Raw genomic sequence first — 18,365 nt, 5'->3', positions numbered from 1 at the left:
TCTCGATAGTTCTAAAGCCCGTACCAGAGCGCCAGCAACACAGAAAGCGTGGCCACCATCAACACCACGAGCGGAACACCCGTCCGGACGTAATCCGAAAAGTCGTAGTTCCCCTCCGCCATGATCAGCATATTGGTTTGATAGGCAATCGGCGTCGCGTAACACAGGTTACAGCCGAACAGGACGGCCAGAACCAGCGGCTCTGGAGGCAGCCCGAGCTGTGCAGCAATGCTGAACGCAATCGGCGTACCGACCGTCGCCGCTGTCGCGTTAGAGGCAAAATTGGTCAGCACGGTCACGAATGCCATGATCGCGGCGAGAACGAGTGCTGGAGGCAAATAACCAAGGCCGAGCGACAGGGCCTGCCCCAACCAATCCGCCGCGCCGCTTTCATCAATCACGCGTCCGATGGCGATACTCGCCGCAACGAGCACAATGACTTGTCCTGATAGCGCCCTCCCCACACGGTCGAACTTCACGCAGCCGGTCACAAACATCAGGATCGCGCCCGCCAATGCAGAAATTGCAATCGGTACGTAGCCCGTCGATGCCACAACCACCGCAGCGCCCATGATTGTTGCGGAAAGCAACGCTTTCGAACGGCGAGGCAGTTCTCGTGCCCCTTCGAGCATTAGCAAACTGTCTGCCCGCGCAAAGCTTTGAAGGTCCTGCTCGAGGCCCATGACCAACAGCACATCGCCCTCAACCATGCGCAGATCGCCGCCGTCGGAATATTGATCCCGTTCACCGATCAGCCGGTCCGGACGGTGAATGCCGAGTACCGCGACACCGTAAAGATCAGCGATGCCCGAAGATGGCAATGTCCGTGTGATCAGACGCGAATCCGCAGTCACCGTCATTTCGACGACAAGAATATCCTGATCCTTGGCAGAGGCATTCCGCTTGATCCGGTCGAGCACCCAGTTTGGCGCCAGTTCGCCCTTGAGCACGCGAACGGCGTCTTCCAATCCTTCGTGAGTTCCGGAGATATGCAAGCGGTCTTGCGCCTGCAGCGCACCGGTATGCTGGCCATGGAACTGGATATTCTTGGGCAGTTTTGGAAGAATGTCGGCAACACTCATTCCGATGAGATCGCTGTCTCCGCCGATGCGGAGCCGTGTGTGGAACCGGCGGAAATTCTCTTCCGCCTCGACCCGGTTGTTGCGCAGCAATCGCGGCATAACGAGCCACATGTATGGCAGCGCCACAAGCCCTGCGAGCAAGACAATCGGGGTGAAATCAAACACGCCAATCTCACGCATGCCCAGATCGACCGCAATCGACACGACAAGAATGTTGGTAGAGGTGCCAATCGTCGTCGCCAACCCGCCAATCAAGGAGGCAGAGTTGAGCGGCATCAGCGTCTTAGATGTCGGCAAGGCCCCGCGCGCAGCGAGCGCCGCGAAGATCGGTATCATCAGCACCAAAACCGGCGTGTTGTTAACGAACATCGACAGAAAGAACGCGATGAGCAGCGATATGAGCAGACCGAGCTGCAAATTGATCTTGAACACCCGCTCAAGGATACGGGCAGCTGGCTCCAGCGCACCGGTAACAACGAGCCCTCTGCCCATGACCATCAGCGCGCAAATCGTAATAAGCGCGTAATGTCCAAACCCGCCAAATGCGAGCGCAAGCCCATCAATCGGGCGCGTGTTCTCCAACGGGAAGAAGTACAATCCAACCGCAATCACCGCGATCGTGAGCAGCGAAACGATCTCGATCGACAAACGTCCGCGGACAAAGCCCACAAACATGAGGATCGTTATGACCATTGCCGCAATGGCGTGAGGAGAAGGAATTTCCAGCATGAGCCTGTGCTGCGGGGTTTTTCAACTATCGCTCATAAGATCAAGCGATTTTAGCTGAACGGGGCACTTGCTCCTCTCCCTTCATACCCCGATGGTGCCTGCATACTTGGGATTTGGAAGGTAAGAATGTGAAGGCACTGGTATTCAATGGTCCGCGTGACATTCGCTATGAAGGCTACACCGACCCGGAATTGCGCAGCGCAAACAGCGCAATTCTCAAAGTGGAAAGCTGTTCGATATGCGGCAGTGATCTGCACATGTATCACGGCGCGCACATTGGGAATACGCAATATGGCACTGACACGCCGCGCTTTTGCGTCGGGCATGAATTTGTGGGCGAGGTAGTTGAAGCGGGCGATGCGGTTCACGGCTTCAAGCTTGGCGATAAAGTGCTCGCGGCGGGCGGCACTGGGTGCGGAACGTGCCAGCACTGCCTGACCGGCAACGTCTGGTCGTGCAAGGAGGCGACAGCATTCGGCCTCAGCACCGGCCTTCAGGGTGGGCAGGCCGAATTTGTGAACGTGCCTAACGCCGATACGACCCTCTATTCAACAGATGGCCTCACAACGGAGCAGGCTTTGCTGCTGACAGACGGCATGGCAACTGCATATTTCGGGCTTACCCGCGCCGATCCAAAACCTGGCGGCAGTGTTGCCGTAGTTGGCCTTGGCCCAATCGGCATAATCGCGGTTGAGCTGGCGTTTCTAATGGGCGCGGCTCAGGTATTTGCAATTGATCCGGTTGCATCGCGCCGCGACATGGCGGCGAAGTTGGGTGCAACGACACTTGCCCCTTCACCAGACATGATTGGTCAGATCATGGAGGCAACGGGCGGCGCCGGCGTGCAATCCGTGTTCGAAGCCTCGGGCGCGAAAGGCGCGATCAATTTGGTTCTGCCGATGGTCGCACGCGGCGGCAATGCCAGCTTCATTGGTATTCCCGAACCAAATGATACGCTGGCGCTGCCGCTGATCATGTTCAAAAACATCACTGTTCGCGGCGGCATTTGCGACGTGCAGAACATGTGGCCACACCTTGTCCCGCTGGTGCAGTCAGGCCGGATCAAAGCCGATGGGCTATTCAGCCACCAATTCGACCTCAGCGAAGGCGCAGAAGCATATCGCCTGTTCGACAGCCGCGAAGACGGCGTGATCAAGCTACGCATTGATGTTGGCTAGCGTTTTTGTTTCGCGCTTCGTTTGCGCCCTCAAGCGCCGGGCGCTGGCCATCCGGCCCGTTTGGCTTCCCTCGCATAGGCTCGGGCGCGCAGTCGCGCTTGCGACGCCTGCGGCGTCGAAATTGTTCTAGAATAATGGTTCGCTGCGGAGCTCGGCGCGAAGCGCCGCAAGGGCGACCGCCCGCCCGCAGCACCAATAGGTGCGAGGAAATCGCGTCGCGGATGCGACACGCAAACAAACAAACCAAATTTTTTCAAAATTTGGTGCCCCTGGCCCGACTCGAACGGGCACTCCGTTAGGAACTCGATTTTGAGTCGAGCGCGTCTACCAATTCCACCACAGGGGCACACCTGAGCAGAGGACGCGCTGTTAGCGCCGCTCTGCTCGGACTTCAAGCTGCGTTTCCGTTCTCGTGCTCAAACTACTTAAGCGATGTCGCCAGCAGTTTGTGCAGTTTGGAATGCAGCGCGTCGTTCGCCGCCAGAACCTGAGCCGAATGGATCGGGTTCGAACGCCCGCGATAATCGCTAACAAACCCGCCTGCCTCACGGATCAAAAGACAGCCAGCGGCTGTATCCCAGTCATTGAGGCCGCTTTCCCAGAAACCGTCAAAACGGCCCTGCGCCACATAAGCCATATCGAGCGACGCGGCACCAAAGCGGCGGATTCCGGCAACTTCAGGTCCGATCGCGCCGAAAATCCGGCTCCACTCGGCAAAATCACCGTGACCCTGAAACGGAATACCTGTCGCGATCAATGCTTCATCAAGATGGCGGCGACCAGAAACACGCAAACGCGCATCTTGCAGCCACGCACCGCGGGTTTTCTCGGCCCAGTACGTTTCGTCGTTGATTGGGTGGTAGATCACAGCGGCGGTGACATCGCCCCAGCCCTTGCCATCAAGGCGCGGTTCTTGAACAGCAATGCTGATCGCAAAGTGCGGAATACCGTGCAAAAAGTTGCTTGTTCCATCGAGCGGATCGATGATCCAGCGCGGCATGCCGGGATCGCCTTCGATGACGCCAGCTTCTTCCAAAACAAAGCCCCAACCGGGCCGAGCATTGAGAAGCTCATCATAAAGGATACGCTCGGCCCGCATATCCGCTTTGGACACAAAGTCGGCTGGGCCCTTGCGGCTCACCTGCAGGTGTTCAACCTCGCCAAAATCGCGGCGCAAGCGGCCGCCCGCTTTACGCGCAGCGCGCTCCATGACGCGAATCAGGCCTGAAAACATCGACATTCTGGGTTAGCTCGCTTTGCCGACATAAGTTTGTTCATACACATCGACAACAATGCGTGTGCCGCTGCCGATGTGCGGCGGAACCATGATGCGAACACCATTGTCGAGCACTGCAGGTTTGTAGCTGGACGAAGCGGTCTGCCCTTTGACAACCGCATCGGCTTCTACGATTTCAGCTTCGATCTGGTTTGGAAGCTGAACCGAAATCGGTTTCTCTTCCCACAGCTCAAGCATGACCTGCATACCGTCTTGAAGAAATGGACGTGCATCGCCCAAAAGGTCACTCGGCAGCATGATCTGCTCGTAGTTCACCTGATCCATGAAAACGAGCATGTCGCCGTCTTCATAGAGGAACTGATAATCAGCAGTATCGAGGCGCACCTTTTCAACAGTGTCTGCACTGCGGAAACGAACGTTGGTTTTGCGGCCATCTTGCAGGTTCTTCATCTCGACCTGCATGTACGCCCCGCCCTTACCCGGCTGGGTGTGCTGAATCTTGGCAACTTTCCAGATGCCTTTTTCATATTCGATGATGTTGCCGGGACGAATGTCTACGCCGCTGATTTTCATGGGGCCTGCTGCCTTTGTCGGAGATGTGGCGCGCGGCAAGGGCGGCGCGCTCAAGATAACTGTGATGCGCGCCAATAGCGGAGGTAGGAGTTCTCGGCAAGCACACCGGAGGCGGAAGGTAACTTGTCGTAAAATGTCAGCCGCAATTCACCTTACGATGGTTAACAGCATGGATAGTGACGCCACATAATGTTACTCCGGTGCGCACTAAGAGTACACCGCTATGAAAACACGATACATATTTCTTCTCACTGCGTTTGCGGCTGGTGTCGCGGCTGCCGCGCCCATGATGGCGCAGGACAAACCTGTCGGCGGCAAGCTTACGACGATGCCGCACGGCACGTACCAATGCGCGCTGCCGGGCGATGTCGGCGGCAAAGCATTTGACGTAGTAAAAGAAGAAGAATTCCGCCTCGGCTCGGCTTCCAGCTATACGAACACTGCGGGCAAAGGCATTTACCTGCTCCGAGGTAAGTCTTTGACCTTCACGCGCGGCCCCAAAAAGGGTGAGCGTTTTTCGCGTGTGGGCACCAACCAGCTAAAGCGCGGGAAGCTGATCTGCACGCGCCTAGGTGGTCAATCCTAGTTACGCTTCGGTTGGTTCCGGCGCTTCAGATGCTTCGGGTGATGGCGATGGCTCCGGCACGGCGGGCGGTGTCGGTGCTGTCGTAGGAGCAACCGTTGGCGTTTCTGTGACATCAGGAGCCGCAATTGACGGCGCAGAAGGCGCGGCTGTTACAGCCGGCGTTGGAACGACCGGCTCCGGCGTATCAACCGGTGGCGCAGCTTCATCTTGACGGTCGCTCGCCATTTCGAAGACCGTCCCACCGAAAATAATCCAAGCCGCTGATGTCAGCGTTGCGGTGATCACAATGGTGAGGATACGATCGAAGAATTTCATGGCTTGGGCCTCTCAGTCTCGTTGATCACTTGTACAAATGCCTCAACGATTGCAACCTCGTCACCATTCCAAACAGCGCCAGAAACAGCGAGGAAATCTGCGCCCGCCTTGATCAATGGCGCACAATTGTCTGGAGTGATGCCCCCGATCACAACACAGGGAATCTCGAACAGCGTCGCCCACCATTCGATTGTCTCAACCGTCGGACGCTCAGCATCCCCTTTATCTTTGGTCGTGCTTTCAAAAAAAGCACCAAAGGCAATATAGTCTGCGCCAGCCTCGCCCGCATCCATCGCGAGATGTTTGGATGCGTGGCAGGTCACGCCAATCTGTGCGTCGCGGCCCAACTCTTCCCGCGCTTCTTTGGGGTCGCCATCGCCCTGCCCCAGATGCACGCCGTCCGCTTTGAGACGCCTTGCAAGCGGGACGCTGTCATTGACGATAAAGGCAACATCATGGGCCGCGCAGATCGTTTGCAAAGGCTCAGCCAGGGCTGCCAATTGGTGTTGATCCTCGGCTCCTTTGACACGGAACTGGAACGCGGTGACGATCCCTTTCCCGGCGACAAGCGCGCGTTCGAGCCGTGCGGGAAAGTCTCCGCCGACCTCTTGAGGGGATACAAGGTAAAGCTGTGTTTCAATCATCGCCTACGCGCTTAGCGATGCTTCGTGCCAAGGCCAAGCGCAGCTTTTGCCGCGCCGTGCGCAAACTGTTCATTCAAACACAACGCCGCTATCGCCCAAGGCATCATCAAACGCGCCGGGATCATCAACCCGCACAAACACGCGGCTGCGTCCCTTCTCCAACGGTTCCAGCAATTCGATGCAGCGATTGGGAAACGCAATTCCAGCCAGATTGATATGGTCTTTCTTTTCAAGCGCGCCTTGTTCCCAACCGCGTTTGATCCGGGCGATGTTCGCAAGATCGAGTTGCACAGATTTGAGGTTGCCGAAATTAAGCGTCAGTTGGTTGCCAGACAGGCTATGCGGCCTCGACCGGAAAGATCGTATCCAGACCAGTATCCAGAGCGCGCCGATCGCCGATAGGATCGTCAATGGCCAACCGATATAGGGCCATTTGATCGCAACGAAAAAGTGCACCGCAACCAATTCGAGCAGCGATAGTGCAAACATCACCCACATCATAGGAGCCACACCCTGATAATAGTCAAAGTGTCGCGGTCCGCACATCGTATCAATTATCCAGCGCAGCTGGCTCCGGCGATTTTCTCGATCGCGCTGCCCAGCGTGCCATCGAACTCATCATCCGACTGACCTTTGCGTAGATCCTGCAACAGGCCTCGGCTGAAGCTCGCGATCATGCCCGGGTTCTTCGCCAGGCGCTCGCACGCATCATCGGTCGAAAAACCGCCCGAAAGAGCAACGACGCGCAGCACATTCGGATGATTGATCGCTGGCGCATAGTGCCCAGCCTTTACCGGGATCGAGAGCTTGAGCATGACCTTGCGGCCTTCCGAAAGTGCATCAAGGCCCTTCATGATCTCGGCCAGCAAAATGTCTTCGCCCGCTTCGCGGTCACCGGCGGTGATATCATATTCCGGCTCAAGCATCGGCATCAGACCCGCATCAGCGATCTGATTTCCGACGGCAAACTGCTGCTCAACGACAGCGGCGATACCAACAGGATTGGCCGATTTGATCACAGAGCGCATTTTGGTGCCGAACATACCGTGGCCAACTGATTTCTCGAGCAGAGCTGGGAGCTTATCGAGTGGCTTCATCATCTGCGCGCCGTTTTCTTCGTCGGCGAGCCCCTGATCGACCTTGATGAAAGGCACGATGCCGCGCGCTTTCAGAGCATCCGCGGTCGTCTTACCTTCAACGCTGCCATCCATGGTTCTTTCAAACAAGATCGCGCCGATGACTTTGCCGCTGCCAAAGCATGGTGATGTGATCACACGGCTGCGCATCGCATGGATTTGAGCGAACATTTCATCGTCACCGCTCCATTCACCATCTTCAACACCGTAACCGCGCAGCGCCTTTGGCGTCGAGCCGCCCGACTGGTCCAGTGCGGCGATAAAGCCTTGTCCATTGGCAATCTTGGCGGTCATCTCTTCGGTGTTCATCAATCGTCCTTTCAGGGTGCATACCTATGCATCAAGGGTTCGCTGGCGCCTTAGCCAGAGGCGCGCCGTGGGGCAACGCCGTTAACACTGGTTTTCAAGTGGAGCCTTGCGCTTTCAAGCCGGGAGTGAGGTTGATCGCAATGCTGATCCGCGTCCCCTGCCCTTGAAATGGCCGGACCGCGTGTTGCAGCCAGCTGGGAAACATCACGATCATTCCGGTCTTCGGTCGAATGGACATCTCGCTGACCTGCGGAACTCCATTAGCTTCTTTGACGCGTAGATCGGGGGCAGTCATCCGAACCATCGGCATGCGTGGGTCGAGCAACTGAAGATGTCCGCCAAGGCTAGGATCATCATCCCCATCATACCCGTCATCGACATAGGCAACCAATGACCAATAGCTGCCCGGATGCGTATGGTATTGGTTGGCGTTACCTTTGCTTGAAACATTGGCCCACATTTCCGGTACCCAGCCAAACCGGCTTTCTTGCGGGCTTTTGTCATCCTGAGTGTAAGCGTCAGCCAATTGCATGGCTTTGAATGCAAGCGCTTTCGCCGCCTCTCCGCCCCAATCGATCATCTGTGTGTTCGAGTGCCAACCGCCTAGGTTCGAGATCGAAACCCCGGCCGCATCGCGCGCCTGTTCGGCTTCGATTACCTGACGCAGCGCCGCAATTCCCGCCTCGCTCTGTAGCTGATCGACAACAAACGGCGTGGAGAACAAGGAGTGGGTCTGGGCCATAATGTCAGGTCTTACCCCGAGGTCTTACGGGGGCTGAATTTGCGGATAATGCCTGTGAAGCTGAGCGCGGGTTTCCCGTCACCCGTGATAAGACCGCGAACAAACACCGTCTTACCGCCGCCGCGAGTAACCTCACCGCGCGCTTCGACCAATGCCCCCTTTGGGATACCGCCAAGGAAGTCGCTCGACAGGTTCATTGTCACGGCATCCGCCCCGGCAAGCTCATCCGTCGCAATCGCAAACAAGGCAAAATCGGCAAAGGTCATCAGGCAGCCGCCATGCATGGATCCCGCGCCATTCATATGCTGCTGCTCGGCGCGGAAAGCGCTCAGATATGCGCCGTCATCCTCGCGGCGCATAAAGAACGGGCCGCTACGGGTTTCGTAAGGATCATGGTTCCAGTGGTACCAGCCCGCAAACTCGCCTTCGGTGCATTCCACGGCGTTGTAATAGCCATACTCGGTGGTTGGTTCGCTCATTTCAAATTACGTCCACAATTGCATACTGCGAACGGTTTCACTGAAACGGCCATCTTTCGCAGATGGCGCGATGCTGTGCTCGGCCAGTTTCCAGCCCTGAAAACGCGATTTGCGCCACAGCCCGGTCAGCATGAAATCGCCGCTCCATTCAATCCGGCCAAGCTCAAGCTCAAGCCTTGCTCCGGCAACATACCACGCGCATCTGCCATGGCGCCTAACAAAGGATTGGCCAAGCCGAAACCCAATGCAGCGAAAGCCATCCGCAGTCGCAGCAAGGAAGCTTGGGCGATCAAGAAGTTCAGGAGGGCTGCTGCCAACCATCATCATGAAATCACGAGCAGCGATGTCGCGGATCGCGGTCGCGTCGCGGTGCATCCAGCTTTGCATAAAGCGCAATTCCTGCGCTTCGATCAGGGCTTCGATTTCGGCCATTCCTATTTGCTCAAAGCGGCGACGCCGGGCAGCTCCTTACCTTCCATCCATTCAAGGAAGGCGCCGCCTGCGGTTGAAATGTAGGTGACGTCTTGGGTCACACCTGCTTGTGCCAGCGCGGCGACGGTGTCGCCTCCGCCGGCTACGCTGATCAGTGAACCTTCTTGCGTGAGCGCAGCCGCATGGCGCGCCAGTGCGACGGTCGCTGCATCAAACGGCTCAGTCTCGAATGCGCCGAGCGGCCCGTTCCACACCAGAGTTCGACAAGTCTTAAGGACATCAGCAAGCGCTTCCGTTGCGAGCGGGCCAATGTCGAGAATCATCTCGTCTTCTGTGACTTCGTGAACGTTGCAGGTGCGCAAGCTATCAGGATTCGCGGCGAATTCTTTCGATACGACGACATCATAGGGCAGGTGTACGGTGCAACCTGCATGGTCGGCCTCATCCATGATCTTGGATGCGGTATCCGTAAGATCATGCTCGCAAAGTGACTTACCAACATTCACACCGCGCGCGGCGAGAAAGGTGTTGGCCATGCCCCCGCCGATAATGAGGTGCTGCACCTTGCCAACCAGGTTTTCGAGAACCGCCAGCTTGGTCGAAACCTTGGCACCGCCCACAACTGCGGCAACCGGCTGTTCGGGAGTGCCGAGTGCGGCCTCCAGCGCCTTAAGCTCGCGCTCCATGGCGCGGCCCGCGTAGGACGGCAAGTGGTGCGTGATACCTTCTGTTGTTGCGTGAGCGCGGTGTGCGGCGCTGAATGCGTCATTCACGAAGAAATCACCATGCGCCGCAATGCTTTGCGCAAAGTTCGGATCGTTTTCGGTCTCGCCTGCCCAGAAACGGGTGTTGTCGAGCAAACCGATATCTCCATTACGCAGGATGCCGATGGACTGTTCCACAACCGGTCCGGCGACTTCGGGAATGAACATCAGCTCTTTGCCGAGGACACCCTCGACATCGCCAACAACCATGCTGGTTGATAGCACCGATGAACGTTTCCCACCTGGACGCCCAAAATGCGCCAGCATAAGCACTTTCGCGCCCTTTTCGGCCAGTTCGAGCACAGTCGACTTGATCGCCTCGACACGCGTAACATCGGTCGCGGAACCGTCTTTCATCGGCAGGTTGAGATCAACCCGAACGAGCGCGACCTTGCCGGTCACGTCACCCAAATCATCGAGTGTTTTGAATGCGGCCATGTGTTGTCCTTTAAGGGTCGCGCCCTTTCGAAGCGTTCAGTTTACAGGAATTTCGCCATCACACCGGCGGTGTCGATCATGCGGTTGGAAAAGCCCCATTCGTTGTCATACCACGAAACGACGCGAGCAAGTTTGCCTTCCATTACGCTTGTTTCGAGGCTGTCCACGGTCGAGCTGGCCGGATGATGGTTGAAGTCGGACGAAACCAGTGGCTCGTCAGTGTAATCGAGCACACCCTTCATGGCGCCATCCGATGCCGCTTTGAGCGCCGCGTTGAGTTCTTCAGCAGAAGTGTCGCGGCCCGGTTGGAACACCAGATCAACGAGCGACACATTTGGCGTAGGCACTCGGACGGACGAACCATCCAACTTGCCAGCAAGCTCAGGGAGAACCAAGCCTACAGCACGCGCAGCGCCGGTCGTGGTCGGGATCATATTCTGCGCGCCGCCGCGAGCACGGCGCATATCACCGTGCATCTGATCCAGCATACGTTGGTCGTTGGTGTAAGAGTGGATCGTCGTCATAAAGCCGCGCTCGATACCGACGGTATCGTTGAGCACTTTGGCAATCGGCGAGAGGCAGTTCGTTGTGCAACTGGCGTTGGAGACGATCACGTCTTCGCCGGTCAGCACATCGTGGTTCACGCCATAAACGATTGTGGCGCTGACATTCTTGGCTGGAGCCGAGATTAGAACCCGTTTTGCGCCTGCGGTAAGATGCGGGCGGCACGCTTCGTCGCTTTGAAAAAAGCCGGTGCATTCAAGCACAATGTCCACGCCCTGTGCGCCGTGCGGCAAATTGCCCGGATCACGCTCTGACGTGACAGCAATGGATTTGCCGCCAACAACAATCGCGCCGTCCTTCACGTCCACTTCGCCGGGGAAACGGCCATGGGTGGAATCGTATTTGAACAACAGAGCGTTCGATTTGGTGTCAGCAAGATCGTTGATCGAAACGAGTTCGAGATCGTGATCGCTGCGCTCCAGAATAGCGCGGGCAACAAGACGGCCAATGCGGCCAAAACCATTAATTGCAACTTTGGTAGCCATGAAAGAAGCTCCTGCTTAGTCGTTCAATTTGTTGTGAATTTGCGGGACGATTGCATCCGCAGTGAAACCAAAATGGGCGAACAGGTCCTTTGCCGGTGCCGATGCGCCAAAACTGTCGATGCCGATGTTTAGACCATTTGTACCGGTGTAGCGCTGCCAACCGAATGTGCTCGCTGCCTCGATTGATACGATCACAGCATCCGACGGGAGCAAATCGGCGCGGTAAGCGTCATCTTGCTCATCAAATAATTCCGTGCAGACCATAGAAACAACGTCGGTGCCAATGCCCGCTTCTTCAAGCGCCTTTGCACTTTCCATCGCGACACCGATTTCCGCGCCTGTAGCGAGGATCACAACCTTCCGGTCAGCGCCCGCAGCTTTCAAGCGGTATGCGCCTTTGGCCGAAAGGTTCTCGCCGGCATCGCTCAATCGCACTTGCGGTAGTCCTTGACGCGAAAGAGCAAGGATCGCCGGACGATCCGCTTGCTGCAAAGCAACTTGCCAGCATTCAGCGGTTTCGACTGCATCCGCCGGACGCATCACCAACAGGTTCGGCATAGCCCGCAGCGAAGCGAGGTGCTCAACCGGTTGGTGCGTCGGGCCATCTTCGCCAAGCCCGATGCTGTCATGCGTCATGACATAAATCGCGCGGGCTTTTTGCAATGCGGAAAGACGGATTGCCCCACGTGCATAATCGGTAAAGACGAGGAACGTACCGCCATACGGGATCACGCCGCCATGCAGCGCCATGCCATTCATCGCAGCCGACATTCCGAATTCGCGGATGCCGTAATAGACATACCGGCCGCCGTAATTGTCGGCTGTGAAGCCTTCGATGCCGCCAGCTTTGGTGTTGTTCGAACCTGTCAGATCCGCGCTGCCGCCAATTGTTTCCGGCATTGCAGGGTTGATCACATCAAGCGCCATTTCGCTCGCTTTGCGGCTTGCAACGCCCTGGGGATCGGCAATCAATCCCGCGATATGGTCTTCGATCACATTGGTTTCGGGCAGGTTGCCAGCCATGCGGCGCTCAAATTCACCCCTATGAGCAGACCCGGCAAGCCGTGCTGCCCACGCGCCGTGAAGGTCGCTGCCAGCGTCGCCAGTCGCGCGCCAATCTGCGAGGATATCTGACGGAACTTCAAACGGAGCAGCGTTCCAACCCAGCGCTTCGCGCGCACCAGTGATTTCTTCTGCACCAAGAGGTGCGCCGTGGGTCGCGCTTGTGCCCTGTTTGGTGGGCGCGCCCTTACCGATCACCGTCTTACAAGCGATCAACGATGGGCGGCTATCGGCTTTCGCTTCGTTGATTGCACGCTCGATATCGTCAAAATCATGACCGTCACAGCTAACCACATGCCAGCCAGTCGCTTCATAGCGAGCCTTCACATCTTCGCTCGTCGACAAATCTGCCGGACCATCAATCGTGATGTTGTTGTCATCCCAAAGGACATTGAGACGGCCTAGGTGAAGATGTCCCGCGAGACCGATGGCCTCGTGATTGACGCCTTCCATCAAGCAACCGTCGCCTGCGATCACCCATGTCCGGTGATCCACGATATCATCGCCGAATGTCGCGTTGAGGTTGCGCTCTGCCATCGCCATACCGACAGCCATCGCAATACCTTGACCCAGCGGGCCGGTGGTGCATTCGACGCCCTCGAGCAGGAAATTTTCGGGGTGACCGGCGCACGGGCTACCGAGTGAACGGAAATTGCGGATGTCGTCCATTGTTGGACGGGCATACCCACTTAAATGAAGCATGCTGTAAATCAGCATTGAGCCATGGCCTGCCGATAATACGAAACGATCGCGGTCGGCCCAGTCAGGGCGCGAAGGATCGAACTTGATATGGTTCTGGAACAGAACGGTCGCGACATCGGCCATGCCCATCGGCATTCCGGGGTGACCTGAATTGGCCGCTTGCACAGCGTCCATCGAAAGCGCGCGAATGGCGTTGGCCATATTCTGCAAGCGCGAAGTATCAGTCGTCATGCGAGTCTGTTGCCTCCTGCTGGCGCGCGGCATGGATTGATTGATATCGCCGCGCAAACCTTGCGAGCACTGGCCAGTGACGTACCGCGCTCGATTCGATCCGTTCGAACGCCATTGCCGAGCACCATGGTGAGGTCAAGCGGTGCTCGCTTGCTGTAACGCGTTGCTCCCCATTCGATTGAACGAAGCGTCCTCCCACCATCATTCCAGATCACTTATCAACAGGGCAGCCCAAGGCTTTGCGCAGGCTCGGCATTCTTGATATTTACAACATCATGACCGAGGCCAGAATTGTCTCCGCAATGGAACGTATCGAAGCCGCGATGGAGCGGATTGCGAAAGCGCGCGCCAACGCGCCTACACCTCCTGAAAGCTCATCTTCTGATAGCGGTGGCTCGGCAAAGGTAATGGCGCTCGTCAACGCCCATGAGAAATTGCGCGAGGAAGTCGCTGATACCATGCGGGAACTTGATGTTCTGATTGAGGATCTGGAAGCATGAGTCAGGTCAAACTCACCATTGGGTCGCGCACCTATCCCGTCAATTGTGCCGATGGCGAAGAAGATCACATCGCCAAACTGGGCGCGATGATAAACGAGAAATACGAACAGTTGGGCGGTGCACGCGCTCCGCAAGAAACCCAGAACATGCTATTTGCGGCATTGTTCCTTGCTGACGAGCTCGCCGAGGCACGCAAGGTCGCGAAGAAATCTTCTGAGACGGTCGAGCATGAAAAAGCGAAGTCGGGTGGAAAGAAAGCCGAGCTAAAAACCGAGATCGACACGCTCACCAAAGCCGAAGCGCGCGCCCGAGAAGAAATCGCCGAATTGAAAGAGCAGCTTTCGGAAATGCGCGAAGCGGCGAGCCATCAGCACGATATGTTTGGCGCACCAGCCATGGGTGATGACATCATCGAAAAGCTTGAAGCACTCGCTCTGCGTGCAGAAGAGACAGCGACCGCGCTTGAAGGAACGGCCCAGTCGTCCTAAGTCTGTTCATGGCGGGGCTGCCCGGCACGAGCCGATTGAACATCCCTGAGGCTATAAGCAATCCATCGGGAGCTGTCCCTGCCTGAGTTTACGGGTTCGTCCTGGGGGCTTGGGCATACGGCACCCACCTGACGTTTTCGCGTCAGAGGATTTCTCTGGCAACGACCCATGGTGGTCCCGCTACACCTTTTTGTTGGCCTCAAGCGCCGACGTTCGCATCCGCTCACTTTGCTTTCCTCGCTTCGCTGCGGGCGGGCGGTCGCCCTTGCGGCCCCTTGGGCCGAGGCTTTGTTTGGTTGCGCACCTTATCAAATGTGCGATTTCCTCGCTTTGCTGCGGACGGGCGGACGCCCTTGCGACCTTTCAGGTCGGGGCTTATCTGAGCCGTGATGACCCTTTCCAAATCAGTCCTTCGCAAATCACTTCGCAAAGTGCGCCGTGAGCATGTCGCCGCGCAAAGTGACGCAATCCGCGCTCTGCTATTCCATCGTCCCCCTGCTCCGCTGCTTGCAAAGATCAGATCGGACGCAACGATTGGGATCTACTCCGCCAACGATCAGGAAGCGCCTGCGGGTGGTTATGCGAAGTTCTTTCACGAAGCGGGTCACACCGTTGCGCTTCCTCATTTCAGCTCTCCAAAGGCTGCGATGATGTTTCGTGAGCACAGCGATCCGTTTGGCGAAACAGATCTCGAGCCCGGACCATTTGATATTCGGCAGCCCGGTGCCGATGCGGCCAAGATGGTACCCGATGTGCTGTTCGTTCCTCTTATCGGATTTACGGCTGATAGAGAGCGTTTGGGCCAAGGCGGTGGGCATTATGATCGCTGGCTAGCGGAACATCCCGGGCGGATAACCATTGGCCTCGCATGGGACGCGCAGCTTTGCGAAGCTTTGCCGACCGAGCCGCATGACATTCCGCTGGACGCGGTTGTCACCCCGACCCGCATTTACGGACTGGAATGATGAGAGAAACACCCACTTGGCGCATTCCGGTCGGCATTATCGGTCTGTTTGTATTCCTGATGGTCTATGGCGTTCTGATCGCCCGCTATGCTCCTGATTTGATCGGAAGCTGGCACGGGGCGGCCCAAACGGTCGTCTATCTTTTTCTCGGCCTGATCTGGCTCCTGCCACTCAGACCGCTGTTGATCTGGATGGAGACTGGCAGCTGGAGCGCGCCTGTGGTGGAGTCTAAATCGGATAAGTGATCGATCACTAAAGGCTTGGCAGGCAAGCGCTTGCTCTTATGCTGAGCGAGATGACACGAACAACACCTTTCGCCGCCGTGCTCTCTGCTGCTGTCGCTCTCTCTGGATGCGCGCCTTCCGTTCCGATGGAACCCATCGCTCCAGTCGCTCAGCCTGCGCACGATCAAACTGCCCCAACGATCTTTGAGTACATGGCCCAGCCTGCCATCCTGGTTTTCTCCAAAACCCGCGATTTTCGCCATAACGAAGGGATCGCGGGCGGTGACCGGTTCTTTGCCAAAATAGCGACTGACCGTTCGATGGGATTGTTCACGACTGTGAACGGAGCGGTTTTCAACGAAGAGCAACTTGCCCGATTTTCTCTCGTCGTTTTCAACAATGTGACCGGTGATGCGCTGTCTGATAGCCAGGAAAACGCACTCCAATCATGGGTCGAGGCTGGCGGCGGTTTTATCGCAATTCACGGGTCCGGTGACGCGTCTCATGAGGGCTGGCCTTGGTATGACAGTAAACTGATTGGCCCCGAATTCATTGGCCATCCCGCGGACCCGCAGTTTCAAACCGCCCGCGTGGTCAACCTTTCTGCCCAGCATCCTGTCATGGCGGGATTGCCTGCTGAATGGGAACAGGAAGAGGAATGGTACAGTTTCGACGATGTAGGAAAGCTCGGCGATGCCAGAGTGTTGCTGGGCATCGATGAGACGACTTACTCGCCGCGAAACGATGTCTATGGCGATGTTGCCGACCTTCGAATGGGCGGCGGTCCGAAAGGCCATCCAATTGCGTGGCTGCGCTGCTCCGGACAAGGGCGCTTTTTCTATTCCGCTATCGGCCACAGCTTCACAGCATATGACGTACCTGAAAACCGCAAGCTGTTAAGCAACGCTGTCGATTGGGCATTGCGCAAAACAAGCTCGCCCGAAGACGCCTGCTGATAAGCCATTTACCGATTTCAGAATTCCCAAGTGGCGCGAGTGACGAGACTTGAACTCGCGACCTCCGGCGTGACAGGCCGGCGCTCTAACCAACTGAGCTACACCCGCTTAAACTTGACCGTTCAAACTGTGGTTTGCACCGCTTGGGAAGCAGGGCCTCTAAGCCCCGCGATGAAAGCTGTCAACGGCTGTTGAGCCATCAATTGCTCTTTTATTTCTCCATTCAATCTGCAAGCAGCGAAACAGGCGTTTCGATCAGCTTTTTCACGTCCTGAATAAAGCTCGCCGCATCAAATCCATCTACGACGCGGTGATCGCAGCTGATCGAGATATTCATCAGCTTGCGCTTCTCGATTCGCTCCACGCCATCGGCGCCGGTTACAAACATCGGACGTTCGATAATGCGGTTCGGGCCGATAATCGCGACCTCTGGACGGTTAATCACCGGAGTGGTCGCAACGCCGCCAAGCGGGCCAAGCGATGTCACCGTGATTGTCGATCCGGAAAGCTCATCCGACTTCGCCGATCCATCGCGCGCTGCGTTCGCCAAGCGGCCAATTTCACGCGCAAGCTGCCACAGATTGCGGCTCTGCGCGTCTTTGATCACTGGTACCATCAGACCGGTATTGGTCTGGGTCGCCATGCCCATGTGGACAGAGCCGTGACGAGTAACGACATTCGCTTCGTCATCGTAGCGCGCGTTGATCATCGGATAGTCCGGGATCAGTTTGCAGAATGCCGAAATCAGCAGCGGCAGCATGGTCAGCTTTGGCTTGTCACCGCGATCCGCATTGAGCTGCGTACGCATCCGCTCCAGCTCGGTAACGTCGCATTCCTCGACATAAGTGAAATGCGGGATGTTGCGCTTTGCTGCGCTCATATTCTGGGCGATGCGTTTGCGCAGACCGATAACCTTGATCGCCTCGTCTTCGCGCGTCGCGCCAGCAGCAGAGAAACCGCCGCCCGAATTGTATGACAGGAACTGATCCAGATCGCCGTGGCGCACACGGCCATCTTCGGCGGGTTTTACCTGAGCAAGATCAATGCCGAGATCGCGGGCGCGTTTGCGCACCGCCGGGGTCGCGAGGACTTTCGCCGCTGATACGGCTTCTGCCACGGGAGCTGGTGCGGGTGCAGGCTCGGGAGCGGGCGCAGGGGCCGGCTCTGGAGCGGGTGCAGGAGTTGGTGCAGGGGCAGCTGCTGCCTCAGGTTCCGGAGCGGGCGCTGCTGCTGACGTTTCGTCTTCAACCGCTCCGGCGACATCGCCTTCGACTTCGACGACAAGCAACATTGATCCGACCGCGATCACATCACCAACCTCGCCGGCAACCTCGATCACTTTGCCGTCAACGGGGCTTTCGATGTCGATTGTTGCCTTGTCCGTCATCACATCGACCAGATGCTGATCTTCGGACACGGTGTCGCCGACTTTGACCATCCATTCGACGATCTCTGCCTCGGCAACGCCTTCACCCACGTCGGGCATGTTGAATGTGAACTTAGCCATATTTCAAACTATCCTTTGTGTAGGCACCGGGTGACAC

The 18,365-nt window shown here is 57.1% G+C and carries 21 protein-coding genes and 2 tRNA genes; 7 read left to right on the top strand and 16 right to left on the bottom strand.

The annotated features are described in order from the left end of the window. Nucleotides 1-11: 11 nt before the first annotated feature. Nucleotides 12-1,811, bottom strand: a complete 1,800-nt coding sequence (locus tag KCG46_RS09660) for an SLC13 family permease (RefSeq protein WP_218405018.1) — start codon at nt 1,809-1,811, stop codon at nt 12-14. Nucleotides 1,812-1,939: 128 nt separating this feature from the next. On the opposite strand from KCG46_RS09660, the gene KCG46_RS09655 reads away from it, so the two are divergent. Next, nucleotides 1,940-2,989 (top strand): zinc-binding dehydrogenase, encoded by a 1,050-nt coding sequence (locus KCG46_RS09655; protein WP_218405017.1) that lies wholly within the window; start codon nt 1,940-1,942, stop codon nt 2,987-2,989. Between the two features lie 261 nt (nt 2,990-3,250). On the opposite strand, the gene KCG46_RS09650 is transcribed toward KCG46_RS09655, so the two are convergent. The 3 genes from KCG46_RS09650 to efp all read right to left on the bottom strand — a co-directional run bounded on the left by KCG46_RS09650 (nt 3,251) and on the right by efp (nt 4,799). After that, a tRNA-Leu gene (locus KCG46_RS09650) sits at nt 3,251-3,335 on the bottom strand. A 75-nt stretch (nt 3,336-3,410) separates the two neighbouring features. Further along, entirely contained in the window at nt 3,411-4,229 is an 819-nt protein-coding gene (locus KCG46_RS09645) for an inositol monophosphatase family protein (RefSeq protein WP_218405016.1), read from the bottom strand. Nucleotides 4,230-4,235: 6 nt separating this feature from the next. After that, nucleotides 4,236-4,799 carry an elongation factor P gene (gene efp / locus KCG46_RS09640; RefSeq protein ID WP_218405015.1) on the bottom strand — a complete coding sequence of 188 codons (564 nt, stop codon included), beginning with the start codon at nt 4,797-4,799 and terminating at the stop codon, nt 4,236-4,238. 223 nt (nt 4,800-5,022) lie between these two features. On the opposite strand from efp, the gene KCG46_RS09635 reads away from it, so the two are divergent. Then, nucleotides 5,023-5,385, top strand: coding sequence for an elongation factor P (locus KCG46_RS09635; protein ID WP_218405014.1), 363 nt, complete (start codon nt 5,023-5,025; stop codon nt 5,383-5,385). On the opposite strand, the gene KCG46_RS09630 is transcribed toward KCG46_RS09635, so the two are convergent. The 10 genes from KCG46_RS09630 to tkt all read right to left on the bottom strand — a co-directional run bounded on the left by KCG46_RS09630 (nt 5,386) and on the right by tkt (nt 13,688). Then, nucleotides 5,386-5,700: a hypothetical protein gene (locus KCG46_RS09630; protein WP_218405013.1), complete on the bottom strand. Its 315-nt coding sequence runs from the start codon at nt 5,698-5,700 to the stop codon at nt 5,386-5,388. Beyond that, entirely contained in the window at nt 5,697-6,344 is a 648-nt protein-coding gene (gene thiE, locus KCG46_RS09625; RefSeq protein WP_218405012.1) for a thiamine phosphate synthase, read from the bottom strand. Before thiE ends, KCG46_RS09630 begins: the two co-directional genes overlap by 4 nt. Before the next feature lie 69 nt (nt 6,345-6,413). Continuing rightward, nucleotides 6,414-6,833 (bottom strand): hypothetical protein, encoded by a 420-nt coding sequence (locus KCG46_RS09620; protein ID WP_218405011.1) that lies wholly within the window; start codon nt 6,831-6,833, stop codon nt 6,414-6,416. A gap of 65 nt (nt 6,834-6,898) precedes the next feature. Then, a complete protein-coding gene (locus KCG46_RS09615; RefSeq protein WP_218405010.1) occupies nt 6,899-7,789 on the bottom strand; it encodes a fructose bisphosphate aldolase in 891 nt (296 codons plus the stop codon). Nucleotides 7,790-7,883: 94 nt separating this feature from the next. Continuing rightward, nucleotides 7,884-8,531: a 2OG-Fe(II) oxygenase family protein gene (locus tag KCG46_RS09610; RefSeq protein WP_218405009.1), complete on the bottom strand. Its 648-nt coding sequence runs from the start codon at nt 8,529-8,531 to the stop codon at nt 7,884-7,886. A gap of 11 nt (nt 8,532-8,542) precedes the next feature. After that, nucleotides 8,543-9,010 carry a PaaI family thioesterase gene (locus KCG46_RS09605; RefSeq protein ID WP_218405008.1) on the bottom strand — a complete coding sequence of 156 codons (468 nt, stop codon included), beginning with the start codon at nt 9,008-9,010 and terminating at the stop codon, nt 8,543-8,545. 6 nt (nt 9,011-9,016) lie between these two features. Further along, nucleotides 9,017-9,442: a nuclear transport factor 2 family protein gene (locus KCG46_RS09600; RefSeq protein ID WP_218405007.1), complete on the bottom strand. Its 426-nt coding sequence runs from the start codon at nt 9,440-9,442 to the stop codon at nt 9,017-9,019. Between the two features lie 2 nt (nt 9,443-9,444). After that, nucleotides 9,445-10,644 (bottom strand): phosphoglycerate kinase, encoded by a 1,200-nt coding sequence (locus KCG46_RS09595; protein ID WP_218405006.1) that lies wholly within the window; start codon nt 10,642-10,644, stop codon nt 9,445-9,447. Between the two features lie 41 nt (nt 10,645-10,685). After that, nucleotides 10,686-11,693 (bottom strand): type I glyceraldehyde-3-phosphate dehydrogenase, encoded by a 1,008-nt coding sequence (gene gap, locus KCG46_RS09590; protein ID WP_218405005.1) that lies wholly within the window; start codon nt 11,691-11,693, stop codon nt 10,686-10,688. Nucleotides 11,694-11,708: 15 nt separating this feature from the next. After that, the gene (gene tkt / locus KCG46_RS09585) at nt 11,709-13,688 is read right to left on the bottom strand and encodes a transketolase (protein WP_218405004.1); all 1,980 of its coding nucleotides are present in this window, start codon (nt 13,686-13,688) and stop codon (nt 11,709-11,711) included. Between the two features lie 275 nt (nt 13,689-13,963). On the opposite strand from tkt, the gene KCG46_RS09580 reads away from it, so the two are divergent. The 5 genes from KCG46_RS09580 to KCG46_RS09560 all read left to right on the top strand — a co-directional run bounded on the left by KCG46_RS09580 (nt 13,964) and on the right by KCG46_RS09560 (nt 16,821). After that, nucleotides 13,964-14,188: a hypothetical protein gene (locus tag KCG46_RS09580; RefSeq protein ID WP_218405003.1), complete on the top strand. Its 225-nt coding sequence runs from the start codon at nt 13,964-13,966 to the stop codon at nt 14,186-14,188. Then, nucleotides 14,185-14,676, top strand: a complete 492-nt coding sequence (locus KCG46_RS09575; protein WP_218405002.1) for a cell division protein ZapA — start codon at nt 14,185-14,187, stop codon at nt 14,674-14,676. Before KCG46_RS09580 ends, KCG46_RS09575 begins: the two co-directional genes overlap by 4 nt. 389 nt (nt 14,677-15,065) lie before the next feature. Further along, a complete protein-coding gene (locus KCG46_RS09570) occupies nt 15,066-15,641 on the top strand; it encodes a 5-formyltetrahydrofolate cyclo-ligase (RefSeq protein WP_218405001.1) in 576 nt (191 codons plus the stop codon). Beyond that, nucleotides 15,641-15,886: a DUF2842 domain-containing protein gene (locus KCG46_RS09565; protein ID WP_218405403.1), complete on the top strand. Its 246-nt coding sequence runs from the start codon at nt 15,641-15,643 to the stop codon at nt 15,884-15,886. Before KCG46_RS09570 ends, KCG46_RS09565 begins: the two co-directional genes overlap by 1 nt. A gap of 50 nt (nt 15,887-15,936) precedes the next feature. Then, on the top strand, nt 15,937-16,821 hold the full coding sequence (locus KCG46_RS09560; RefSeq protein WP_218405000.1) for a ThuA domain-containing protein: 885 nt from the start codon (nt 15,937-15,939) through the stop codon (nt 16,819-16,821). A gap of 31 nt (nt 16,822-16,852) precedes the next feature. Here the strand turns inward: KCG46_RS09560 and KCG46_RS09555 are convergent. Beyond that, a tRNA-Asp gene (locus KCG46_RS09555) sits at nt 16,853-16,929 on the bottom strand. Nucleotides 16,930-17,044: 115 nt separating this feature from the next. After that, complete coding sequence (locus KCG46_RS09550; RefSeq protein WP_218404999.1) at nt 17,045-18,328, bottom strand: dihydrolipoamide acetyltransferase family protein; 1,284 nt, start codon at nt 18,326-18,328, stop codon at nt 17,045-17,047. Nucleotides 18,329-18,365: the final 37 nt, after the last annotated feature.

Source organism: Erythrobacter crassostreae (assembly GCF_019204045.1).
GTDB classification, from domain to species: Bacteria; Pseudomonadota; Alphaproteobacteria; order Sphingomonadales; family Sphingomonadaceae; genus Erythrobacter; species Erythrobacter crassostreae.
The sequence above is the reverse complement of the archived record's forward strand: the minus strand, read 5'-3'. Positions and strand labels throughout refer to the sequence as shown.